We start from the raw sequence: 14,569 nt of genomic DNA, 5'->3' as shown, positions 1-14,569 counted from the left end.
CCCCGCATTCCTCGGAGGAATACGGGGTCTTCGGCAACCGAAAAATCGAGCGGTTTTCTACTCTTTCAGCGTCATCGTGCTGCGGAACTCGATGCCGCGCTCGGTCAGATGCATGCTGGCCTCGGTGTACTCGTACAGTTCGGCCATTGCTCGCATCGCTTCGGACGGATCGGTCTCGGTCGATTCGTCACCCATGGCTTCGAGCTCTTCCTGCATGTCGTCGAGGAGGCCGCCGAGCACTTCGGCATAACGGGTGAAGTTGATCCCGTAGCTGAGGATGGCATTGCCGCCGTCGCCCGGATCCATGGCTTCGTCGAGCCGGTCCTTCTGGTTTTCGCCGACGGTCAGGCCGAGTGCAGCCTCACCCAGACCCATGAAGACCGGTACGTCTTCGGGCAGGTTGGGAATGACGCCAGCCGGCACAGGCTGGGGCTCCCCGCCCGGTTCGAGCTGCAGGGATGCCAGTTCCGGGGAGAACATCTGCGCCATGCCCAGCATCATTTGCGGATTGCGCATGAACAGCGCCAGCGAGCCTTCGGCCGACTCCACGTTGGAACCTTCAGCCAGCGTGATGTCATCGAGGTTCAGGCGCAGGCCGTGGAAGTTCGTGACCACCGGCGGAATGGGCTGATTGAGGGCCAGCTTCCAGTCCTCGGCCTTCTCACGCACGGTGTCGAAAAGTTGGCACTGCGGCGGCGTTTCGACCCAGCCGGCGACGATTTCGCGGGCGAAGTCGCGGGCGCCGACGATGTTGAGCGCCAGGCCGAATTCCAGCAGCCCGGCATCGGGCTTGTTCAGGTCGACCGGTGTGTCGGCGATGACCTGCATGCGCTCGGCGAATGCCGAGTCGGCCTCGACAATCATGTTGAAAGCCATGAAGGTTTCGTTGACGTCCGTGTAACCGAGGCTGGCGCGCGGGAACAGGTCCACGAGCGCACCCAGCTCCGAGCGACAGGCTTTGCTGCCGGCGATCTCCTTGAGGGGATTGGACTCGTGTCCGGCAGCGAGCGTGGCGTCGTCGCTTTCGAGCAACTGGTCGACCATCCGTCCGAAGTCCACGTAGCCGCTGCCGTATGGCGTGTAGTCGCGTTCATCGGAAAAGTCGCGCAGGGATGAGGGGGCGTAGGCGTCGGCCGGCTGATCCAGGTTGGCGACGCGGCGCAGCAGGGCACCGTCGTCGGGCACCAGGGCAAGCGTGACGAAATTGTCGTCGTAGGAAAGCGCCAGGCCCAGTTCTTCCATTTCCGCCCAGAGAATTTCGGCATCGTCGACGCTGCGCCAGTTCAGCTCGGCTTCGGCTTCCTCGGCGATCCGCTCCAGCGTCGCGCGGAAGGCCTCGGGATCGGACAGCTCCCAGTGGACGAAGGGATACAGCGAGACGGCGTGAATCGCCCAGTGGCCGTTGGGCGCCAGGCCGCGCTCGATGAAGGCTTCGCGGCTGTCGATCTCGGCGAACTCGCGCAGCACGGCGGCCACGACCGGAGAGTCGTCGAGTTCGTCGGCAACGGTGTTGTAGGTCTGGCGGTTGAGTTCGGACATCGACGCCAGCGGTGCCCAGAGCTTCTCGTTGAGTTCTTCCGGCATCGTTTCGAGGTTGGCAACCAGCCAGGCGGTATCGGCATCGATGCGCTGGAATAACGCGCTGGCGCCGGGTTGGCCGGCAGCGGATTCGGCGTCGGCCTGCGATGCGGTATCCGTTTCGTCGCGGCCACAGCCGGCCACGAGCAGGGCGCAAAAGCCGATCAAGGCGATCTTGCGGGTCATCATTCAACTCCCTCCGGGGATGTTCTGTCTGTGTGGTACTAGTGTTATACAACACCAACACACTTGTCAAGTTTCATTCCGTCGTTTCTTCGTTCCTTCGTTTCTTCGTTCCTTCGTTCTTTCGTTCAGCGTTGAGTTTGGAGAAGGCGTTTCTTTGAAGACGTGTAGCCACCATGGAGCAACTTGTGGCGAAGTCCTGTCGAGCAACGAACGATCGATTCAACCAAAGAACGAAATCACCCTGGCGATATCACACCGCCGACCAGCGACGGCGCCACTGTCGGGGCGTCGCCCTGGAGCATGCGGGTGTTGTCCTTTTGATGAGTGTAGCCGGTCACAAGCGGCTCGTTCAATTGAGATTGGGCTTCAATCGGCCGAGATGTAACCCCAGCTTCATGGGGATGACTTAAACTGAATAGAATGAACTCGACAATCCTGTTTCGCATTTCCTTCGCGCTTTCCGCCCTGTTTATCGCCACCGGCGCCGTTGCCGACGAGAGCCCGGCCCAGTGGTACCAGGACGGAGAAAGCCTGATCGCCGAACGTCGTGCGGCCATGGACGACCCCGGCGAGGCACGCAACGTGATCCTCTTCGTCGGCGACGGCATGAGTCTCGCCACGGTGGCCGCCACCCGTATCCTCGAAGGACAGCTACGCGGTGAAACCGGCGAGGAGAACATGCTCCATTTCGAGCGGTTTCGCCACACCGGCCTGGCCAAGACCTACAACACCAACCGCCAGACGCCCGATTCGGCCGGCACGATGACCGCGATGGTCACCGGCGTGAAGAGCTATGCGGGCGCAATCTCCGTCGACCAGAACGCCGAGCGCGGTGACTGTGCCTCCAGGTCCGGCAGTGAGCGGGTTTCCCTTCTCGACCTGGCGGCGCTAGGCGGTCTGAAGACGGGCATCGTGACCACGACCCGGATCACCCACGCCACGCCGGCGGCGCTCTATTCGCGCTCGGTCGACCGCGACTGGGAAACCGACAGAGGTATACCTCCTTCACAGCGCGACGCCGGATGCCGTGATATCGCGCGACAGTTTGTCGAATATCCAATCGGAACCATTGATGTCGTCTTTGGCGGCGGCCGCCGGGCGTTCCTGCCGTCCGACGAAACCGACCCGGAAGACCCGGATCAGCGCGGCCATCGCGGCGATGGCCGCAACCTGATTAATGAATGGCAGGATAAGTACGAAAATGGCCACTATGTCTGGAACCTGGAAGGTTTCGAAGCCTTGCCCAGGACCGGCGACGGCCCGGTTCTCGGCCTGTTCCAGCCCAGCCATATGAACTATGAGCATGACCGGCCCGAGGATATCGCCGGGGAGCCCTCGTTGGCCGCGATGACGGCCAAGTCGATCGAACTGCTCGCAGACAACGAGCACGGCTACTTCCTTATGATCGAAGGGGGGCGCATTGACCATGCTCACCATGCCAACAACGCCTGGCGGGCCCTGACCGACGCCATCGCCTTCGCCAAGGCCGTGAAGAAGGCCGACGAAATGACCGGTGAAGATACGCTGATCATCGTCACGGCGGATCATGGTCACGCGCTCACGTTCGGCGGTTACGGCAAGCGTGGCAATCCGATTGTCGGGTTGGCGGAACGACCAGCGGCGGGCGACAAGGAAGCCCGCCTGATGCGCGACGAAGGCGATAAGCCGATGACCGTGCTCGGCTACGCGAACGGCCCGGGTTATCGCGACGGGCAGCGGCCCGACTTCAGTGAAGTCGATCCCCAGAATCCCGATTATCTGCAGGAATCGGCCGTGGGTGTCTGGTCGGCCACCCATGCAGGTGAGGACGTGCCCGTCTATGCACAGGGACCGGGTGCCGGGGCGATCCACGGGGTGTTCGAGCAAAACGTGCTTTTCCACGTCATTGCCCAGGCGTTGCCACCGCTCCGCGAAAAGGCCGGGTTATTGGCCGGTGAGGACGGGTTGCCCGACTGGCAGCGTCTGGTCTGCCCAGGGAACCTCTGAACAACTCTGCACGGGCGCGACGGGTCTTTGCGGGAGGCTCCGTTCCGGCTTCGGCGAACGTGATTTGGTCATTCCAAATGAGTGAGCCGAAACGGAGCGGAGACCCCGCAAAGGCCCGTCCCGAAGGGTTTTGCCGGAGAGGCCGCATCTCGCGCGTTGCGCCGCTCGGCCGTAGCTACGGCTACTGTCACTCGCGTCGCACCACACGATCTGCGGCTTCTCCGACAAAACGCGCTCCGTGCAGAGTTGTTCAGAGGTTCCCTAGCTCAAGGCGACTCGTCGAAGGAATGTTGAGCCTCTGCCAGCCGTTGCGGGGTGCCGATATCGGCCCAGAATCCGGCATAGGGTTCGCCGCTCACCTGCTCGGCGGCAATGGCCTGATCGAGTACCGGCCTCAGCGGCCGGCGCGCGGGTGCGAGATCGGCGAACAGCAGCGGATCGAAGACCGCGATTCCGCTGAAGGTCATTGCGTTGCCGCTGCCGGATCGAACCTGCCCGTTTTCCAGTGAAAAGTCGCCTTGCGGGTGATGTGGCGGGTTGTCCACCAGCACCAGGTGGGCCAGCCGGGGGCTTTCTATATCGCGCAAGCGCTCGAAGGGATAGTCGGTGAGCACATCGGCGCTGACGGTCAGAAAGGGTCTGTCGCCCAGCAGCGGAAGCGCCTGGACGATACCGCCGGCGGTCTCCAAAGCCTCGGGCGGTTCGCGGGAATAACGAATCGTCACGCCGAAGGCGTCGCCATTGCCGAGATGGTCCACGATCCGCTCACCCAGCCAGGCAATGTTGATCACGATTTCTGAAAAGCCGGCGGCTGCCAGCCTCTCCAGATGACGGACGATCAGCGGTTTGCCGCCGACCTCGATCAACGGTTTCGGCGTGCTGTCGGTCAACGGTCGCAACCGTTCGCCGCGGCCGGCCGCCAGGATCATTGCTCGCATGAGTCGTTCTCCGTCGCTTTCCGGCGGCCTCGGGCAGTGCTCGTCGAGCACGGCCGGTCCGATGCAGGACGCCGCCTGCCCGCCTGCTTCGCTTTTGAACGGCATTTTGCCAAATTGTCGACACGCATTTTCGACTGGCCGGCATCTTGCATGGTGACTGGCTGATCCAAGCTGTGAATGAGTGTCCGTGAAATCGACCGAGTACCGCCGAAATGACTGAATTGCTGCTTCTGGATGTGCGCACCCTGGCTTTTGCCTCCAGTGTCAGCGGCTTTCTGATGGCGGCCACGATGTTCGGGATCTATCTGGCCGGTCTGCGCTCGCGGGCACTGATCGACTGGGCCATCGCCGGTCTTGGTTTTGGCCTGGGCTACCTGTTGGGGCATATCCTGCAGACGCTCGAGGTGCCGGTGCCTGTCTGGGCTGTTGCATCCCTGGCCAATTCCCTGATCGGGTTCGGGCACGGCATGGTGCTGGTCGGCATCCAGCGCTATCTCGGGCGTCGAAGCTGGTTCTGGCCGATGCTGGCTGTTGTGGCGTTCATGTTCCTGTCCGTCTTCGTGTTGCCCGAGTTGCGCGAGAGCCTGCGCTGGCGCGTGATTCTGCAGTCCGGATTCTACATCCTGCTGGGCTTTTACGCCGGCGGCTTGCTGTGGCGGGTACGTCGCCCCGGCATGCGGCTTTTTCATCGTGCCGCCGCCGTGGTCATCATGCTCTTCGCCGCACTGTTGGCGCTACGCTTCGGCTATGCCCTGGTCAGCCCGGCCCTGACCACTTCCTTCGTCAGCGATCCGTTCCAGATCGGTATTTTCGTCGTTTCGATGATCTACGGCTACGCGCTGACCATGGCGCTCGTCCTTGTCCTGTTCCGGGAAAAGCAGGTGGAGTTGTCCGACCTGGCCGAGCAGGACGCATTGACCGGCCTGTACAACCGTCTGTCGCTGGACACCATTGCGGAACGGGAAATGCAGCGTGCGCGCGAGCGGAAGACACCGCTTTCGATCGTGCTCATTGACCTGGACCACTTCAAGGACGTCAATGATCGCTTTGGCCACCAGGTCGGTGACCGGGCACTTTGCCGTGCCGCCGAACTGATCGAACGCGTGATCCGGGACAGTGATTTTGCCTTCCGTTACGGCGGTGAGGAATTCATGGTGCTGCTGCCCGGTGCCGACCGGCAGCATGCCGAGCAGGTTGCCCAGCGACTCCGGATGGAGATGGGGCACGGCGGAGTTCGTATCGACGGCCGTCAGGTCGACTTGCGTGCCAGTTTCGGTGTGGTGGAGTGCGGCACCGAGGGTGCGAGTTGGGCCGAGTGCGTCACCCAGGCCGATCGGGCCCTCTACCGCGCCAAGCGCGGGGGCCGTGACCGGGTCGAACTGGGGTAAGGAACCTCACGCCGCCTGCGACCTGCTGCGCCACGCGGTCAGCAGCCGGCGCAGCTCGGCCAGTTCCGGATTGCGGTCGATGGCCTGGTCGAGATAGGCAAAAAACCGGGGGGCGTCCTCGAGGTATTTCGGTTTGCCGTCGCGGTAGCGGATCCGGGCGAAGATGCCGACGACCTTGAGATGGCGGTGAACGCCCATGAAATCGCAGGTCCGGCGCCACAAGTCCGGGTCTTCGGGTACCGGCAGGCCGGTATCCAGCGCCTTGCGGCGGTAGTCCTCCAGCCAGGCGTCGACGCGCCCGGGCGGCCAGCTCAGGAAGGCATCGCGGTACAGGCAGACCGGGTCGTAACTGACGGGGCCGCGCACGGCATCCTGGAAATCGATGATGCCGGGGTTGGGTTCGGACACCATCAGGTTGCGTGGCATGTAATCGCGGTGGCAGAAGACCTGCGGTTGGTCGAGCGCCCAGCGAATCAGCGTGGCGCAGACCAGGTCCCAGGCGTCGAGCTCGCCGTCGGTGGGTTCGACCCGCCAGTGGCGGGCGAGAAACCAGTCGGGAAACAGCGCCAATTCGCGCATCAGCAGGGCGGGATCGTAATCGGGCAGGCCGTCGGTCCCGGTTTCAGCCTGGAACCGGATCAGTGCGTCCACCGCATCGCCGAAAAGGGTCTCGGCGTTGTTCTCGTCGAGCACCTGATGATAGGGGCGGGTGCCCAGGTCTTCGAGCAGCACCAGCCCCCGGTCGGGATCGTGGGCGAGTATTTCGGGGGCGTGTACACCGCTGCGCCTCAGGCGAGCGGCCACCTCGACGAAGGCAGCGGTGTCTTCGTGTTCGGGCGGGGCGTCCATGACGATACGCGAAGAATCGCCGTGCCGGAGCCGGAAATAGCGGCGAAAGCTGGCGTCGCTGGAGACAGCTTCGGCCTCGAAGTCCGTCCAGCCGAGCCGTTCGGCCGCCCAGTCCTGCGCCAGTTCGCGTCGTTCGTCGACTTGACTCATTCGGTGGCGTCCAGCAGGTTGGCCAGGTCGAGCGACCGGCAGGTGTGCCAGGCCCGGCGCCAGTGCGGAAGACTGTCGGCATACCGTTCGAGAAATGCCGGCAGGTGGGTCGCCAGGTTGGTCAATCGCTCTCCGTCCCTGTCCGTGATATTGCGCTGGGCCTGAAGCGTTCGCTCGAAGTCCCGGTCCAGCCAGGGGGGTGGCTTGAGTGATTCGCGCGTCGTTCCGATCTGTTCGATCATGTCAGCCCGGGTTTCCAGCAGTTCGCGCTTGAGCCGCCACTCCAGGTCGTCGCAGCGGGCGAGGTCGCGCAGGGCAGCGGCGAGCAGGTCGGCGCGCCGGTCGGGGTCGTGCGAGCGGCTGGTCTTGGCCAGTTCTTCGACCTGTCGCGCCAGGAAGCCGCCGCGTTCGATATTGCGCGGATGTTCGAAGTCCCCGGACTTCCAGCGACGCGGTTCGGGGCGCAGGTGGAACAGCATGTGCGGCAGGCTGAGCTGCAACGATCCGGGATGGAGAAAGTCGACCAGGGCCCCGAACAGCAGATCCTCGTTGGCGCCGCGCGCTTGCGTGGGCAGCAGTAGTTCGCGGTTGTCGATCCCGGTCAGCGTGGTGGTCATGAGCGCGAAGGCCGTCGTGGCCAGGGGGCGGTCGGCGCATCGGGCCAGGCGGCGCTGGCCGAGCAGGTCACGGTAGCGGGCTTCGCTTTCGCACAGCGGCTGCAGATGCTCGGGATCCTCGGTCAGCAACCACTGCACACTGCCCGTGCCCGGGTCGCCCAGCGTACCGCTGCTGGTCAGGCGAACCCGGGTCGCACCCGAGAGTTCGTGCAGGAGCTGCGGGTCCAGGTCCTCGAGCAAACCGTGCTGGTCGGCTTGACCCAGCGCGGCGAGGTCGCCGCCGGTGGCGCCGAGCAGTTCATCGTGACAGCTCAGGGGGTGACGCGTGAGCGATGGGTAGTGATCACCGGGCAGCTGCCAGTCCGGTTCCGGAAACTGAATTCGCGCCGACTGGCTGCAGCGAAAGGCGGGTGCGCTTTCCACGCCCGGCAGCTCGAAGGCATCGAAACTGGCATCGTCGTCCATGATGGCGATGCGCGAGCCGGCCCCCAGCAGCAGGGCCAGGTTGAGGCTGGCTCCATAGCTCGGGGCTGGATCGTCGGGGTCGCCCTCGAGCGTCCAGAGCAGCGGTTGGACCTCGATGCCGGACTCGGCGGTGATCGCATCGATCAGGCCTCGGCGCCGATCGACGTCGATCAGCCGCAACCTGCCGGCCAGGCGGTCCTCGAAGTCCGAAACCACGCTGCGTGTTGCGGCACGTTCTTCGGCATTTCGGCTGTCGTCGAGCACGAGGCAGTGCGACAGTCCTTCCGGCAGTTCCCGTTCCGCCAGCGATTCCAGGAGGCGGCGAAGGGTGTCGGGTCGGCCGCAGGTGCGGATGAACAGGGCCTCGATCGAACCTTGCGACCGCTCCGAGCGTCGACTCGCCAGTCGCGCCAGTACGTCGGATTCCGAAAGCAGCAGGCCCAGCTCGACCAGCCGCTCGAGGGACCGGCGGACCTCGGCGGCGCGCGGCGGCGGCAAGCGCAACGCACGCGACACTTCCCGCGCATGCTCGTCCAGGGTCCGGAAGCGACCGCACTGACTCAGGATCTGCACCAGCGGCAGCGGCAGTTCCCTGACCTGCGGCTCGCCGCTGATCAGCAGGTAAACCGTCTGCCGATCGATGAGCCGCGCATTGTAGGGAGGCGCCAGGTAGCGCGTCGGCTCGCTGGCGGGCGAACCGCCGGGCGAGGCGGATACGGAAAAGCTGAAATCGTTGCCGTTCATCGGGCCCCATTGCCGTTCAGTAACCGCGCCAGTTTACCAGCGACGCTGAACGTTTCACGCCCGGCCGCGACGACCCGGCCGCCGAAACAATACCAATCTGGTCTTGTTTCGGCGCCGCCCGACCCGCATAATAAACAGCATAGTTTCCGCGGGCGCAGGCCATGCTTCGAATCAGCAAATTGACCGACTACGCCACAGTACTTCTGGCGGCACTGGCGCATCGCCGCGACGAGTGCGTGCCTGCCAGCCGGCTGGCGGAATTGACCCGGCTCGAACCGCCCACGGTGGCCAAGGTGCTCAAGACCCTGGCGCGTGCCGGCCTGGTGACCTCGATTCGCGGCGTCAACGGCGGCTACAAGCTGGCCGAGCCGCCCGAGGACATCTCGGTGGCGGGTATCGTCAGCGCCATGGAAGGGCCGATCGCCCTGACCGAATGCGGACTCGAGCCCGGTCTTTGCTCACATGAGTCCGACTGCAACCTGCGGGGCAACTGGCGAAAGATCGGGCAGGCCGTCGAAAGTGCCCTGGCGGGCCTGAGTCTGGCCGACCTGGCCGAGCCATCGTCGCGACGCATCGCCATCCGCGCGGAAGCCGTGGCCTCATCTCAACGGGAAGTTTCATGAGTCAGACCACCGAACAGGTCCAGAATTATATTCAGCAGCGCTACAAGGCCGGGTTCTATACCGACATTGAATCCGACCGCGTCCCGGCGGGCCTGAACGAAGATATCATCGCCATGATTTCGGCGAAGAAGAACGAGCCGGAATGGCTGCTCGAATGGCGCCTGAAGGCCTTTCACCAGTGGCAGAAGATGATCGGCCCGAACTGGGCGCACCTGAATCTGCCGGCGATCGATTTCCAGAAGATTCACTACTACGCGGCTCCGAAGCAGGAGAACCGGCCCAAGAGTCTCGACGAGGTCGACCCCAAGCTGCTCGAGACCTTCGACAAGCTGGGTGTGCCGCTGCACGAGCGCGAGCGCCTGGCCGGTGTGGCCGTCGATGCCGTGTTCGACTCGGTTTCGGTCGGCACCACCTTCCAGAAGGAGTTGAAGGAAGCCGGCGTGATCTTCTGCAGCTTCTCCGAGGCCGTGCAGGAGTATCCCGACCTGGTGCGTGAGTACCTGGGCTCGGTCGTGCCGCACACCGACAACTACTTCGCCGCGCTCAACTCGGCCGTGTTCACCGACGGTTCCTTCGTCTACATTCCGAAGGACACGCGCTGCCCGATGGAGTTGTCGACCTACTTCCGCATCAACGCTCGCGACACCGGTCAGTTCGAGCGCACGCTGATCGTTGCCGAACCGGGCAGCCATGTCAGCTACCTGGAAGGTTGCACCGCGCCCATGCGCGATGAAAACCAGCTCCATGCGGCCGTCGTCGAACTGGTCGCCAAGGAACGTGCTCATATCAAGTACTCGACCGTGCAGAACTGGTATCCGGGCGACGAGAACGGCAAGGGCGGCATCTACAACTTCGTGACCAAGCGCGGCGACTGTCGCGAGGACGATGCGCGCATCACCTGGACACAGGTCGAGACCGGTTCGGCCATTACCTGGAAGTATCCGTCCTGCATCCTGCGTGGTGACCGGTCATCGGGCGAGTTCTACTCCGTCGCCCTGACGCGCAACTACCAGCAGGCCGATACCGGCACCAAGATGATCCATCTGGGCAAGAACACCACCAGCAAGATCATCGCCAAGGGCATCTCGGCCGGGCACAGCAACAACAGCTACCGCGGCCTGGTGCGCATGGCCAAGCGGGCCGAGAACGCGCGCAACTACACGCAGTGCGACAGCCTGCTGATCGGCAAGCAGTGTGGTGCACACACGTTCCCGTATATCGAATCGTTCAACCCCAGCGCCAAGGTCGAACACGAGGCCACCACCTCGCGCATCGGCGAGGACCAACTCTTCTACTGTCGCTCGCGCGGCCTGGATGAAGAAGATGCGGTCGCCCTGATCGTCGACGGCTTCTGCAAGGAAGTTTTCAAGGAACTGCCGATGGAATTCGCGGTGGAAGCGAAGGCGTTGTTGGAGATTTCGCTGGAAGGTGCCGTTGGATGACGGTGCGATGAACTCACTGCTGGTGCCGTTGGTGGATCACCAGAAAATAGTGAATAGTAAAAAGTAAATAGAGGCGGGCAATTTCACTATTTTCTATTTTCTATTTACTGAAGCCCTAACGAATGCACCACAACTTAAAGAGCTAACTGGACAAAGACAAATCCCCATATGTTGAAAATTACCAACCTCCACGCCTCCATCGATGGCAAGGAAATCCTCAAGGGCCTGAACCTCGAGATCGGCGCCGGTGAACTGCACGCCATCATGGGCCCGAACGGTTCGGGCAAGTCGACGCTGGGCCACGTGCTGGCCGGGCGCGACGGCTACGAAGTGACCGAGGGCTCGATCGAGTTCGAGGGCAAGGATCTCGAAGGTATGGAGCCCGAAGAACGCGCCACCGCCGGATTGTTCCTGGCCTTTCAGTACCCGGTCGAGATCCCGGGCGTGAACAACGCCTATTTCCTGCGCTCGGCCCTGAACGCCCAGCGCAAGGCCCGCGGCGAGGAGGAAGTCGATTCCATGAACTTTCTCAAGACCGTGCGAGAAACGCTGGGGCAACTGAAGATGGACGATTCGCTGCTCAAGCGCGCCGTCAACGAAGGTTTTTCCGGCGGCGAGAAGAAGCGCAACGAGATCGTCCAGATGGCGGTGCTCCAGCCGAAGCTGGCCGTACTCGACGAGACCGATTCCGGCCTGGACATCGACGCGCTCAAGCTGGTGGCCGAAGGCATCAATCGCCTGCGGGATCCGAATCGCAGTTTCATGGTGATCACGCACTACCAGCGCCTGCTCGAACACATCACGCCGGACCGGGTACATGTCCTGTCCGATGGTCGCATCGTCGAGACAGGCGGCAAGGAACTCGCCCATCGGCTCGAAGCCGAGGGATACGCGCATCTGGCAACGGAAGCGGCCGAGGCCTAGAAACCAAATGAGTGAACTAGCGGAAAAACTCGCTCCCCAGTCATCATTGGCTGCCGACGATTTCAGCGACCTGCGCGAAAACGCGCAGCGTGCGCTGATGCAGCATGGATTTCCCGACCTCAAGACCGAGGCCTGGAAGTACACGCCCATCAAGCTGCTCGAAAAACGCGAGTTCCAGCCGGCGCCCGCTTCGACATCGTCTCTTCCGGAACTGCCGTTCGACGGCCATGTGCTGCACTTCGACAACGGCATCCTCAACGCTGATGAAACGAAGCTTCCCGATGGCATCAAGCTGACGCCGGCCACGCGCGAAGACTTCGAAGGTATCGCATACGGTGGACGTGAAGACGCCTTCGCCTGGCTCAACCTGGCCCGTTTCGGACAGGCCTGGCGGATCGGCATCGAAGGCGAACTGGATTCTCCGCTGGTGCTGGCCTTCACGACGTCCGACGATTTTGCCGCGGCGGTCCATCCGAGATTGTTCATTGACCTGGCCGACAACGCCCGCGCTTCGCTCGTCGAAACGCAATCCGGCGGCGGTGAAGGCATGATCAATGCCGTGACGAATATCCGGGTACGCCAGGGGGCGGCCCTGGATCACGTCATCCAACGCGGCGGGGGCGATACCGTGCGCGTGGCTCGCACCCGGGTGGACGTGGTGCGCGACGCCGAATATCGTTCCTACGTGCTCGATACTGGCGCGCGTCTGGGCCGACAGGATCTCAACGTATTTCTCAACGAGGCCGGCGCGGTCGGCGAGATCGACGGCACAGTGGTGCTCGACTCCAGGCAGCACGTCGACTATCACACCTCGATCGAGCACTGCACCGGGCATACCAACAGCCGCGAGTCCTTTCGCATTCTGGCCGACGGTACCGGCGTGGGCGTGTTCAACGGTCGTATCCACATCCACGCCGAGGCCGACGACAGTCACTCCGATCTGAATACGGCCAATCTGCTGCTCGGCGAGATGGCACGCATCAACGCCAAGCCGGAACTCGAAATCTATTCCGAGGATGTCACGGCATCCCACGGTGCGACCATCGGGCAGCTCGACGACGACGCGCTGTTCTACCTGCGCTCGCGCGGCCTGCCGACTGAGGAAGCTAACCGCCTCCTCAAATACGGCTTCGCCGCCGCCCCGCTGGAAGGCCTGGCCGATGAGACGCTACGGAATTGGTTGTTGCGTGAGCTGGAATTGGTGCTTTGAAAATCTTACAAACGCAAAGGCGCGAAGCAGCAAAGAGCGCAAAGGGAACCATATTCTGAACAAAGACCCAAGCATTGATGCAATTTAGTGAGGTTAAGGAGAGTTTCTAAGCCAATTCATTCATTTCTTTGCGTTCTTCGCTGCTTTGCGTCTTTGCGTTAATAAGATTTTTTTGGAAGCTACGACAATGGAAACAGTCGAATCGAAAGTCAAAGACCAGCTCGACGTGTTCGCCCTGCGCGATCAGTTCCCTGTGCTCGAGCGCAAGGTGCATGACGACAAGCCGCTGGTCTACTTCGACAATGCTGCCACCGCCCAGCGGCCGCTGAAGGTCATCGAGGCGATGGACGATTTCTATCGCCGATACAACGCCAACGTGCACCGCGGCGTCCACCAGCTTTCGGTCGAAGCTTCCGAGCAATTCGAGGGTGCGCGTGAGTCCGTGCGCCGCCTGCTCAATGCCGATTCAATCCGTGAAGTCGTGTTCACCCGCGGCACTACCGAAGCGATCAACCTGGTCGCCCAGGCCTACCTGCGCCCGCGTCTTGAAGAAGGCGACGAGATCCTGATCACGCACATGGAGCACCACTCCAATATCGTGCCGTGGCAGATGTTGTGCGAGCAGACCGGCGCGGTGCTCAAGGTCGCACCCATCAACCACAAGGGTGAGCTGCTGGTCGACGAGCTGGCGGCGATGATCAACGAGCGCACCAAACTCATCGGTATGGTCCACGTCTCCAATGCCCTGGGCACGATCAATCCGGTCGAGGAAGTCTGCCGGATTGCCAGGCAGCACGACGTGCCGGTACTGGTCGACGGCGCCCAGGCCACACCGCACATGGCCGTCGACGTCCAGGCCCTGGGCTGCGACTTCTACTGCATCTCCGCCCACAAGATGTACGGGCCGACCGGCATCGGCGCCCTGTGGGCGCGCGAGTCGATCCTGGAATCCATGCCGCCGTGGCAGGGTGGGGGCGAGATGATCAACCGCGTCAGTTTCGAAGGCACCACCTACAACGATCTGCCACACAAGTTCGAGGCCGGCACGCCCAATATCTCCGGCGCCATCGGCTTCGGCAAGGCGGTGAAATTTCTCGAGGAAACCGGCCTGGAAGGCATCGTCTGGCAGGAAGAGCGCCTGCTCGACTATGCCACCGAAAAAATGCAGGCGGTCGATGGCCTGACGATCATCGGCACGGCCGAACACAAGGGTCCAGTCGTCTCCTTCACCCTGGAGGGCGCCCATCCCAACGATATCGGCACCATCGTCGATCATTTCGGCGTGGCCATCCGCACCGGCCACCACTGCGCCATGCCGGTCATGCAGTTCTTCGACGTTCCCGCCACCGCTCGCGTGTCGTTTGCCCCCTACAACCTGCGCAACGAGATCGACATCTTCATCGACGCCCTGGGCAAGGCCCGGGAAATGCTGGTCTGAGGCACCGTCGCGCCCGCGCAAGTTTTTCAGA

General features: G+C 62.8%; 11 protein-coding genes. 7 read left to right on the top strand and 4 right to left on the bottom strand.

Annotated elements, in window-relative coordinates:
• Nucleotides 1-57 precede the first annotated feature (57 nt).
• Entirely contained in the window at nucleotides 58-1,764 is a 1,707-nt protein-coding gene (locus tag DZK26_RS11775; protein WP_117238665.1) for a hypothetical protein, read from the bottom strand.
• A 420-nt stretch (nucleotides 1,765-2,184) separates the two neighbouring features.
• On the opposite strand from DZK26_RS11775, the gene DZK26_RS11770 reads away from it, so the two are divergent.
• Entirely contained in the window at nucleotides 2,185-3,750 is a 1,566-nt protein-coding gene (locus DZK26_RS11770) for an alkaline phosphatase (protein ID WP_116899031.1), read from the top strand.
• A gap of 266 nt (nucleotides 3,751-4,016) precedes the next feature.
• On the opposite strand, the gene murU is transcribed toward DZK26_RS11770, so the two are convergent.
• Complete coding sequence (murU, locus tag DZK26_RS11765) at nucleotides 4,017-4,688, bottom strand: N-acetylmuramate alpha-1-phosphate uridylyltransferase MurU (protein WP_116899052.1); 672 nt, start codon at nucleotides 4,686-4,688, stop codon at nucleotides 4,017-4,019.
• Between the two features lie 212 nt (nucleotides 4,689-4,900).
• On the opposite strand from murU, the gene DZK26_RS11760 reads away from it, so the two are divergent.
• Nucleotides 4,901-6,076 (top strand): GGDEF domain-containing protein, encoded by a 1,176-nt coding sequence (locus DZK26_RS11760; RefSeq protein ID WP_116899032.1) that lies wholly within the window; start codon nucleotides 4,901-4,903, stop codon nucleotides 6,074-6,076.
• Nucleotides 6,077-6,082: 6 nt separating this feature from the next.
• Here DZK26_RS11760 and DZK26_RS11755 read toward each other — a convergent pair whose 3' ends face one another.
• On the bottom strand, nucleotides 6,083-7,075 hold the full coding sequence (locus tag DZK26_RS11755; RefSeq protein ID WP_116899033.1) for an aminoglycoside phosphotransferase family protein: 993 nt from the start codon (nucleotides 7,073-7,075) through the stop codon (nucleotides 6,083-6,085).
• On the bottom strand, nucleotides 7,072-8,901 hold the full coding sequence (locus tag DZK26_RS11750) for a hypothetical protein (RefSeq protein ID WP_116899034.1): 1,830 nt from the start codon (nucleotides 8,899-8,901) through the stop codon (nucleotides 7,072-7,074). The genes DZK26_RS11755 and DZK26_RS11750 overlap by 4 nt, the downstream gene beginning before the upstream one ends.
• 161 nt (nucleotides 8,902-9,062) lie before the next feature.
• On the opposite strand from DZK26_RS11750, the gene DZK26_RS11745 reads away from it, so the two are divergent.
• The 5 genes from DZK26_RS11745 to DZK26_RS11725 all read left to right on the top strand — a co-directional run bounded on the left by DZK26_RS11745 (nucleotide 9,063) and on the right by DZK26_RS11725 (nucleotide 14,538).
• The gene (locus DZK26_RS11745) at nucleotides 9,063-9,524 is read left to right on the top strand and encodes an SUF system Fe-S cluster assembly regulator (protein WP_116899035.1); all 462 of its coding nucleotides are present in this window, start codon (nucleotides 9,063-9,065) and stop codon (nucleotides 9,522-9,524) included.
• Nucleotides 9,521-10,966, top strand: a complete 1,446-nt coding sequence (sufB, locus tag DZK26_RS11740; protein WP_116899036.1) for a Fe-S cluster assembly protein SufB — start codon at nucleotides 9,521-9,523, stop codon at nucleotides 10,964-10,966. Before DZK26_RS11745 ends, sufB begins: the two co-directional genes overlap by 4 nt.
• Nucleotides 10,967-11,134: 168 nt before the next feature.
• Nucleotides 11,135-11,890, top strand: a complete 756-nt coding sequence (gene sufC / locus DZK26_RS11735) for a Fe-S cluster assembly ATPase SufC (protein ID WP_116899037.1) — start codon at nucleotides 11,135-11,137, stop codon at nucleotides 11,888-11,890.
• A gap of 7 nt (nucleotides 11,891-11,897) precedes the next feature.
• Complete coding sequence (sufD, locus tag DZK26_RS11730) at nucleotides 11,898-13,100, top strand: Fe-S cluster assembly protein SufD (RefSeq protein WP_181918471.1); 1,203 nt, start codon at nucleotides 11,898-11,900, stop codon at nucleotides 13,098-13,100.
• A 187-nt stretch (nucleotides 13,101-13,287) separates the two neighbouring features.
• Nucleotides 13,288-14,538, top strand: coding sequence for a cysteine desulfurase (locus DZK26_RS11725; protein WP_116899039.1), 1,251 nt, complete (start codon nucleotides 13,288-13,290; stop codon nucleotides 14,536-14,538).
• Nucleotides 14,539-14,569: the final 31 nt, after the last annotated feature.

This window comes from Wenzhouxiangella sp. 15190, from assembly GCF_003417465.1.
Classification (GTDB): domain Bacteria; phylum Pseudomonadota; class Gammaproteobacteria; order Xanthomonadales; family Wenzhouxiangellaceae; genus Wenzhouxiangella.
Note: the sequence above shows the minus strand (reverse complement) of the source record. Positions and strands in the feature narration are given on the sequence as shown.

Bases quoted from the DNA above. Each gene is read 5' to 3' on its own strand.
- DZK26_RS11775 (WP_117238665.1), bottom strand. From the start codon at position 1,764: ATGACCCGCAAGATCGCCTTGATCGGCTTTTGCGCCCTGCTCGTGGCC.
- DZK26_RS11770 (WP_116899031.1), top strand. From the start codon at position 2,185: ATGAACTCGACAATCCTGTTTCGCATTTCCTTCGCGCTTTCCGCCCTG.
- murU (WP_116899052.1), bottom strand. From the start codon at position 4,688: ATGCGAGCAATGATCCTGGCGGCCGGCCGCGGCGAACGGTTGCGACCG.
- DZK26_RS11760 (WP_116899032.1), top strand. From the start codon at position 4,901: ATGACTGAATTGCTGCTTCTGGATGTGCGCACCCTGGCTTTTGCCTCC.
- DZK26_RS11755 (WP_116899033.1), bottom strand. From the start codon at position 7,075: ATGAGTCAAGTCGACGAACGACGCGAACTGGCGCAGGACTGGGCGGCC.
- DZK26_RS11750 (WP_116899034.1), bottom strand. From the start codon at position 8,901: ATGAACGGCAACGATTTCAGCTTTTCCGTATCCGCCTCGCCCGGCGGT.
- DZK26_RS11745 (WP_116899035.1), top strand. From the start codon at position 9,063: ATGCTTCGAATCAGCAAATTGACCGACTACGCCACAGTACTTCTGGCG.
- sufB (WP_116899036.1), top strand. From the start codon at position 9,521: ATGAGTCAGACCACCGAACAGGTCCAGAATTATATTCAGCAGCGCTAC.
- sufC (WP_116899037.1), top strand. From the start codon at position 11,135: ATGTTGAAAATTACCAACCTCCACGCCTCCATCGATGGCAAGGAAATC.
- sufD (WP_181918471.1), top strand. From the start codon at position 11,898: ATGAGTGAACTAGCGGAAAAACTCGCTCCCCAGTCATCATTGGCTGCC.
- DZK26_RS11725 (WP_116899039.1), top strand. From the start codon at position 13,288: ATGGAAACAGTCGAATCGAAAGTCAAAGACCAGCTCGACGTGTTCGCC.